Source organism: Actinomadura livida (assembly GCF_014648675.1).
GTDB lineage: Bacteria > Actinomycetota > Actinomycetes > Streptosporangiales > Streptosporangiaceae > Spirillospora > Spirillospora livida.
In genome coordinates this window covers 171,523-179,004 of the sequence record NZ_BMRO01000001.1, presented here as the reverse complement: position 1 = coordinate 179,004, position 7,482 = coordinate 171,523, and the positions used below count along the sequence as shown (strand labels likewise).

At 74.4% G+C, this 7,482-nt stretch carries 2 protein-coding genes and 2 pseudogenes; all 4 read left to right on the top strand.

The genetic code is table 11. The annotated features are described in order from the left end of the window. On the top strand, positions 1–2,965 hold a 2,965-nt coding region (locus IEZ03_RS00730), incomplete at its 5' end, for a non-ribosomal peptide synthetase (protein WP_229807893.1). Continuing rightward, positions 2,947–4,215, top strand: a pseudogene (locus IEZ03_RS38785) (condensation domain-containing protein); the annotation flags it as partial. The gene IEZ03_RS00730 and the pseudogene IEZ03_RS38785, both read left to right, overlap by 19 nt. Positions 4,216–4,239: 24 nt before the next feature. Next, a pseudogene (locus tag IEZ03_RS38780) lies at positions 4,240–5,514 on the top strand (non-ribosomal peptide synthetase); the annotation flags it as partial. Positions 5,515–5,535: 21 nt separating this feature from the next. Further along, positions 5,536–7,482, top strand: a 1,947-nt coding sequence (locus tag IEZ03_RS38775; protein ID WP_373293517.1) for a condensation domain-containing protein, incomplete at its 3' end; no start/stop codon positions are given.

Genomic DNA, 7,482 nt, shown 5'->3' with positions numbered 1-7,482 from the left:
GGCGGACCTCGTGGTAGCGCTGTTGGCGGTGCTGAAGACGGGCGCGGCGTACGTGCCGATGGATCCGGACTATCCGGAGGACCGCATCGCGTACATGGTCGAGGACGCCCGGCCGGTGCTGACCATTGGCCCGGACGACCTCGATGCCACCGGATACGACGACACCGACCTCGGTGTCGCCATCGCCCCTGAGCACCCGGCTTACGTCATCTACACCTCGGGTTCGACGGGTCGCCCCAAGGGCGTCGTGGTGCCGCACCAGAACGTGGTGCGCTTGCTCCGCTCGACCGAGCAGTGGTTCGACTTCGGCCCGGACGACGTGTGGACGCTGTTCCACTCCTACGCGTTCGACTTCACGGTGTGGGAGCTGTGGGGTTCGCTCCTGTACGGCGGGCGTCTTGTCGTCGTCCCGTACATGACCTCGCGTTCGCCGCAGGACTTCTTGAAGCTGCTGGTGGACGAGCGCGTCACCGTTCTGAACCAGACCCCGTCGGCCTTCTACCAGCTGATGGCGGCCGACAAGGACGCCCCCGGTTCCGACTTGGCGCTGCGCTACATCGTGTTCGGCGGCGAGGCCCTCGAACTGGGGCGTCTCGAAGACTGGTACTCGCGGCACGCCGAGGACGCGCCGGTGCTGGTCAACATGTACGGGATCACCGAGACCACGGTGCACGTCTCCTACCTCGCGCTCGACCGCGCGTACGCGGCGACCGCGCCGGGCAGCGTCATCGGCGTCGGCATCCCGGACCTGAAGGTGTACGTCCTGGACGACCGCCTCCAGCCCGTACCGCCCGGTGTCGTCGGTGAGCTGTACGTGGCGGGCGCGGGCCTGGCGCGCGGCTACCTGAACCGGCCGGGCCTGTCGGGCGAGCGGTTCGTCGCCGACCCGTTCGGCGAGCCCGGCACCCGCATGTACCGGACGGGCGACGTCGGCCGCTGGCTGAACGACGGCCGCCTCGAATACCTGGGCCGCAGCGACCAGCAGGTGCAGCTGCGCGGCTTCCGCATCGAGCTGGGCGAGATCGAGTCGGCCCTGGCCCGGCACGACGCGGTGTCCGACGTCGCCGTGCTCGTCCGCGACGAGCGCCTGGTCGCCTACGTCGCGGGCAGTGGGATCGATTCCGGGGAGCTGCGCCGCTTCGCCGCGAAGGGCCTTCCCGACTACATGGTCCCGGCCGTGGTCATGGAGCTGGACGCCCTCCCGCTCACCGTCAACGGCAAGCTCGACCGCGCGGCGCTGCCCGCCCCCGACTTCGCGGCGAAGGTCTCGTCCCGCGCGCCCCGCACCGCCGAGGAGGAGACGCTCTCCCGCCTGTTCGCCGAGGTGCTCGGCCTGGAGCGGGTCGGCGTCGACGACGGGTTCTTCGACCTCGGCGGCGACTCCATCATCGCGATCCAGCTCGTCTCCCGCGCCCGGCAGTCCGGCCTGGTCGTCACCCCCCGCGACGTGTTCCAGCACCAGACCGTCGCGGAACTGGCCGCCACCGCGCGGCCGGTCGGCGAGGGCGAGGAGATCGAGGCGGAGGCCCCCGGCGCGGGGACCGGCCCGGTGCCGGTCACCCCGATCGTCGCGTGGCTGCGCGACCGGGTGGGCGGGGACGCCGCGCTGATCAGCGGCTTCCACCAGGCGATGCTGCTGCGCACGCCCCCGGACCTCGGCCCCGACCGGCTGGCGGACGCCCTCCGGACGCTCATGGACCACCACGACGTCCTCCGGCTGCGGCTGGACGTGGACGGCGACCGCTGGCAGCCCGTCGTCCGGCAGCCCGGCGCCTGCGACGCCGCCGCCCTCGTCACCCGCGTCGACGCCGCGGGCCTCGACGCCGACAAGCTCCAGGCCGTCATCACCGAGCAGGCCACCGCGGCCCGCGACCGGCTCGACCCGCGGGAGGGGACGGTCGCGCAGCTCGTCTGGTTCGACGCGGGCACCGACCAGGGCCGCCTCCTCGTCGTCCTGCACCACCTCGTCGTGGACGGCGTGTCCTGGCGGATCCTCCTGCCCGACCTCGTCACGGCCTGGGCCGGGGGAGAGCTCCAGCCGGTCGGGACGTCGTTCCGCCGCTGGGCGCAGAAGCTCACCGCCGCCGAGCGGGACGAGGACGAGCTGGAGGACTGGCTCGACATCGTGGACGGCCCGCCGCAGAAGCTCGCGGACCGCGCGCTCGACCCGCGGGCGGACATCGCGGCGCGCGCCCGCTCGCTGAGCGTCGACCTGCCCGCGGACGTCACCGGGCCGCTGCTCACCGACGTGCCCGCCGCGTTCCACGGGCGCGCCAACGACGTCCTCCTCACCGGCCTGGCCCTCGCCGTCGCGCAGTGGCGGCGGCACCGCGGCGGGCGCGGTACCGGCGTCCTGGTCGACGTGGAGGGACACGGCCGCACGGACGCCGTGCCCGGCGTCGACGTCTCCCGCACCGCCGGCTGGTTCACCTCGATCCACCCCGTCCGGCTGGACGCCGGGACCGCGGTCGGCGGCGCGGCAATCAAGAAGGTCAAGGAGCAGCTCAGGGCCGTTCCCGGCGACGGCATCGGGTACGGCCTGCTGCGCCACGGGGGCGGCGAGGCCGCCGAGGAGCTGGCCGAGGCGCCGCCCGCGCAGCTCGCGTTCAACTACCTCGGCCGCGTCGACGGCGGCGCGGACGGCGGCGACTGGACGCTCGCGTCCGAGGAGCTGCCCCCCGGCGAGGACCCGCGGATGCCGCTGGCGCACCTCCTGGAGGTCAACGCCGTCGCCCGCGACCTGCCCGGCGGCCCCGTGCTGTCCGCGACGTGGACGTGGCCGGGCGGCCTGCTGGACGGCGCCGACGTCCGCGAGCTGGCCGAGGGCTGGTTCACCGCGCTGCGCGGCCTCGTCGCCGACGCCGCGTCCGGCGAGGCCGGCGGGTTCACCCCGTCGGACCTGCTCGTCGACCTGGACCAGGGCGAGATCGACAAGCTACAGAACGCATGGAGGCGGCAGCATTGAACCGGGGGGACCTAGAAGACATCCTGCCGCTGTCGCCGTTGCAGCAGGGGTTCTTCTTCCACGCCCTATTCGACTCCGGCGACTCCGACGTCTACACGGCCCAGTTCGTCCTCGACCTCGAAGGGCCGCTCGACGTCCCCGCGCTGCGCACCGCCGCCGAGACCCTGCTGCGGCGGCACCCGAACCTGCGGGCCGCGTTCTGGCACGAGGACCTGTCGCGCCCCGTCCAGGTGATCCCCCGCACGGTCGAGCTGCCGTGGGAGGAGGTGACGGCGTCCGAGGCGGAGGCCGACGCCGTCGTGGCGCGGGAGCGGGCGCGAGGCTTCGACATGACCGCGCCGCCGCTGCTGCGGTTCGTCCTGGTCCGGATGGGCCCTGAGCGGCACCGGCTTGTCTTCACCAACCACCACATCCTGCTGGACGGCTGGTCCACGCCGATCATGGCGACCGAGCTGTTCCTGCTGTACGTGCAGGGCGGCCACGACACCGGGCTGCCCCGCGTCACCCCGTACAAGAACTACCTGGCGTGGCTGGCCCAGCAGGACCGCGCCGCCGCGGCGGACGCGTGGCGCCGCGCCCTCGACGGCGTGGCCGGGCCGAGCCTCGTCGCCCCCGAGGCCGCCGGGCGGGCACCGCGGCCACCGGAGCGGACCGTCACCGAGCTGGACGAGCGCACCACCCGGCGCCTCACCCGCGCGGCACGCCGCCACGGCGTCACGTTGAGCACCGTCCTTCAGGGCGCCTGGGGTCTGGTCCTCGGCCGGCTCCTCGGCTCGAACGACGTGGTGTTCGGCGCCACCGTCTCCGGCCGCCCGCCCGAGCTGCCCGGCATCGAGCAGATGATCGGGCTGTTCATCAACACGCTGCCGATCCGCGTCCGGTACCGGATGGACGAGCCGCTCGGCACCCTCCTGGAACGCCTCCAGGACGAGCAGACCGAACTCCTCGCCCACCACCACCTGGGCCTCACCGACATCCAGCGGGTGGCGCGCCAGGGCGGCGCGCTGTTCGACACGATGACGGTCCTGGAGAACTACCCGTTCGACCCCGCGTCGATGGACGGCTCCCTCAACGGCGTCCGCATCGCCGCGGCCGACTCCTACGACGCGACGCACTTCCCGCTGTCGTTCGTCGCCGCCCCGGGCGAGCGGCTGTCGCTGCGGCTGCACTACCGGCCCGACGTGTACGAGCGGCCCGTCGTCGAGGCGCTGCTCGCGCGCGTCCGCCGCTTCCTGGAGGCGTTCGCCGAGGACGCCGGGCAGCCGGTCGGCGCCGTGGACCTCCCGTCCGGCGCCGAACGCGCGGCCCTCGCCGCGTGGAACGACACGGGCGCCGATGTCCCGGCAGGCACGCTCCCGGCCCTGTTCGAGCGGCAGGCGGCCCGAACCCCGGACCAGACCGCCCTCGTCTGCGGCGACGTACGCCTGAGCTACGCGGAGCTGAACGAGCGCGCGAACCGGCTCGCGCACGAGCTGATCGCGCGGGGGATCGGCCCCGAGGACCGCGTCGCGCTCGTCCTGCCGCGCACCCCCGAGATCGTCGTGGCGATCCTGGGCGTGCTGAAGGCGGGCGCGGCCTATGTCCCGGTCGACCCCGAGTACCCGCCCGCCCGCATCGGGCACATGCTGGACGACTGCCGCCCCGCCCTCACCGTCCGGGCGGGCGGGTTCCCGGACACCGCCGGGCGGCCCGCGCACGACCCGGCGGACGCCGACCGGGTCCGGCCGCTGCGCACCGGCAACGCCGCGTACGTCATCTACACGTCGGGCTCGACAGGGCTCCCCAAGGGCGTCGCCGTCCCGCACACGGGCGTGCTGAACTACTTCGAGGCGCACCGGGAGACCTTCTTCGACCCCGCGATCGAGGCCGCCGGCGGCCGCCGGATGCGGTTCGCGCACCTGGCGTCGTTCTCGTTCGACACGTCGTGGATGGGCCTGCTGTGGATGATGTACGGCCACGAGCTGCACCTCGTCGACGACGACACCCGCCGCGACGTGGAGGCGTACACCGCGTACGTGGCGGACGCGCGCATCGACCTGGTGAACACCACCCCGTCGCACTTCAGCTCGCTGCGCGAGGCGGGCCTGCTGGACGATGACGGGCGGCACCGCCCGTCGCAGCTCCTCCTCGGCGGCGAGGCCGTCGGCGAAGCCCTGTGGCGGGACCTGCGCGCCGTCCCCGGCCTGACCGCGCGCAACTTCTACGGGCCGACCGAGTCCACGATCGACACGATGAACCAGGTCGTCGCGGACGCCGGGCGCCCCTCGGTCGGCGGGCCGTACCGGAACACCCGCGCCTACGTGCTGGACCCCGCGCTCCAGCCCGCCCCGGTCGGCGTCCCCGGCGAGCTGTATCTGGCGGGCGCGCAGCTCGCGCGCGGCTACCTCGGCCGCCCCGGGCTGACCGCCGAGCGGTTCACCGCCGACCCGTTCGGCGCGCCCGGCGACCGCATGTACCGCACCGGCGACCTGGCCCGGTGGCTCCCCGACGGGACGATCGAGTACCTCGGCCGCGCCGACGACCAGGTCAAGATCCGCGGCTTCCGGGTCGAGCCCGGCGAGATCGAGAACGTGCTGTGCGGCTGCGACGGCGTCGCCCAGGCCGCCGTCGTCGTCCGCGAGGACCGCCCCGGCGACAAGCGCCTCGCCGCTTACCTCGTCGGCACGGACGTCGACGTCGCGGCGGTGCGGCGGTACGCGGCCGAGCGGCTGCCCGACCACATGGTCCCGGCGCTCACCGTCCTGGACGCGCTGCCGCTCACCGTCAACGGCAAGCTCGACCGCGCCGCGCTGCCCGCCCCCGGCGGCGGCGCCGCAACCACCGCGGGCCGCGCGCCGCGCACCCCGCAGGAGGAGATCCTCTGCGGGCTGTTCGCCGAGGTCCTCGGCGTGCCGAAGGCGGGCGTGGACGACGGGTTCTTCGACCTCGGCGGCGATTCGCTCACCGCGACCCGCCTGGTCAGCCGGATCCGCTCCGCGCTCGGCGCGGAGCTGCCCGTCCGCGCGCTGTTCGAGGCGCCGACCCCCGCGCGCCTCGCCGAGCGGCTCGCGGACGCGGCCGGCGACGTCCGCCCGCCGCTGACGCGGGCCGAGCGCCCCGCCGTCGTGCCGCTGTCGTACGCGCAGCAGCGGCTCTGGTTCCTGAACCGCCTGGATGGCGCCTGGTCGAGCGGCGGGGCGACGTTCAACATGCCGATCGCGCTGCGGCTCGAAGGCGCGCTCGACCTCGGCGCGCTGCGCGACGCGCTCGGGGACGTGGCGACCCGGCACGAGTCGCTCCGCACGATCTTCCCGGACGGCTCGGGCACCCCGCGCCAGCTCGTCCTCGACCCGGCCGCCGCCCGCCCCCGGCTCGACGTCGCCGAGACCGGCGAGGCCGCGCTGCCGGCGGCGCTCGCGGCCGCCGCCGGGCAGGGCTTCGACCTGTCGGTCGAGCCGCCGCTGCGCGCCCGGCTGTTCGCGCTCGGCGGGGACGCGCACGTCCTGATGCTCGTCCTGCACCACATCGCCGCGGACGGCTGGTCGATGGCGCCGCTCGCCCGCGACGTGATCACCGCGTACGCGGCCCGCGCCGGCGGGGAAGAGCCGCGGTGGGCGCCGCTGCCCGTCCAGTACGCCGACTACACGCTCTGGCAGCGCGAGCTGTTCGGTTCGGAGGAGGACCCGGACAGCCTGATCTCCCGGCAGATCGCGTACTGGAAGGACGCCCTTGCCGGGCTGCCGGAGGAGCTGCGGCTCCCCGCCGACCGGCCGCGCCCGCCGGAGGCGACGTACCGGGGCGCCACGCACGCGTTCGAGCTGGACGCCGACGTCCACGCGGGCCTGCTGGCCCTCGCCCGCGAGAGCGGCGCGAGCCTGTTCATGGTCGTGCAGGCCGCGTACGCCGCGCTGCTCACCCGCCTCGGCGCCGGGACCGACGTGCCGATCGGGTCGCCGATCGCGGGCCGCACCGACGAGGCCCTGGACGATCTCGTCGGCATGTTCGTCAACATGCTCGTCCTGCGCACCGACACCTCGGGGGACCCGTCGTTCCGCGAGCTGATCGGGCGGGTGAAGGAGACCGACCTCGCCGCCTACGGGCACCAGGACCTCCCGTTCGAGCGGCTGGTCGAGGTGCTCAACCCGGCCCGGTCGATGGCGCGGCACCCGCTGTTCCAGGTCGTGCTGTCGTTCCAGAACAACCCCGAGGCCCGCCTAGAGCTGGACGGGCTGACCGGCGGCGCCGAGCCGCTGGGGTCGGGCATCGCCAAGTACGACCTGTCGCTGTACCTGGGAGAGCGGCACGGCGACGACGGCGCGCCCGCCGGGATCGAGGCCGGTCTCGAGTACGCCCTCGACCTCTTCGACCCCGACACCGCCCGGTCCGTCGCGGACCGCTTCGCGCGGCTCGTCCGCGAACTGGTCGCCGACCCCGACGCGCCCATCGGCGCCGCCGAGATCCTGGACCGCGCCGAGCGACGCACGATCCTGCGCAAGTGGGCGGGCGGCAAGGGCGGCGGCACCGAGCGGACGACGATT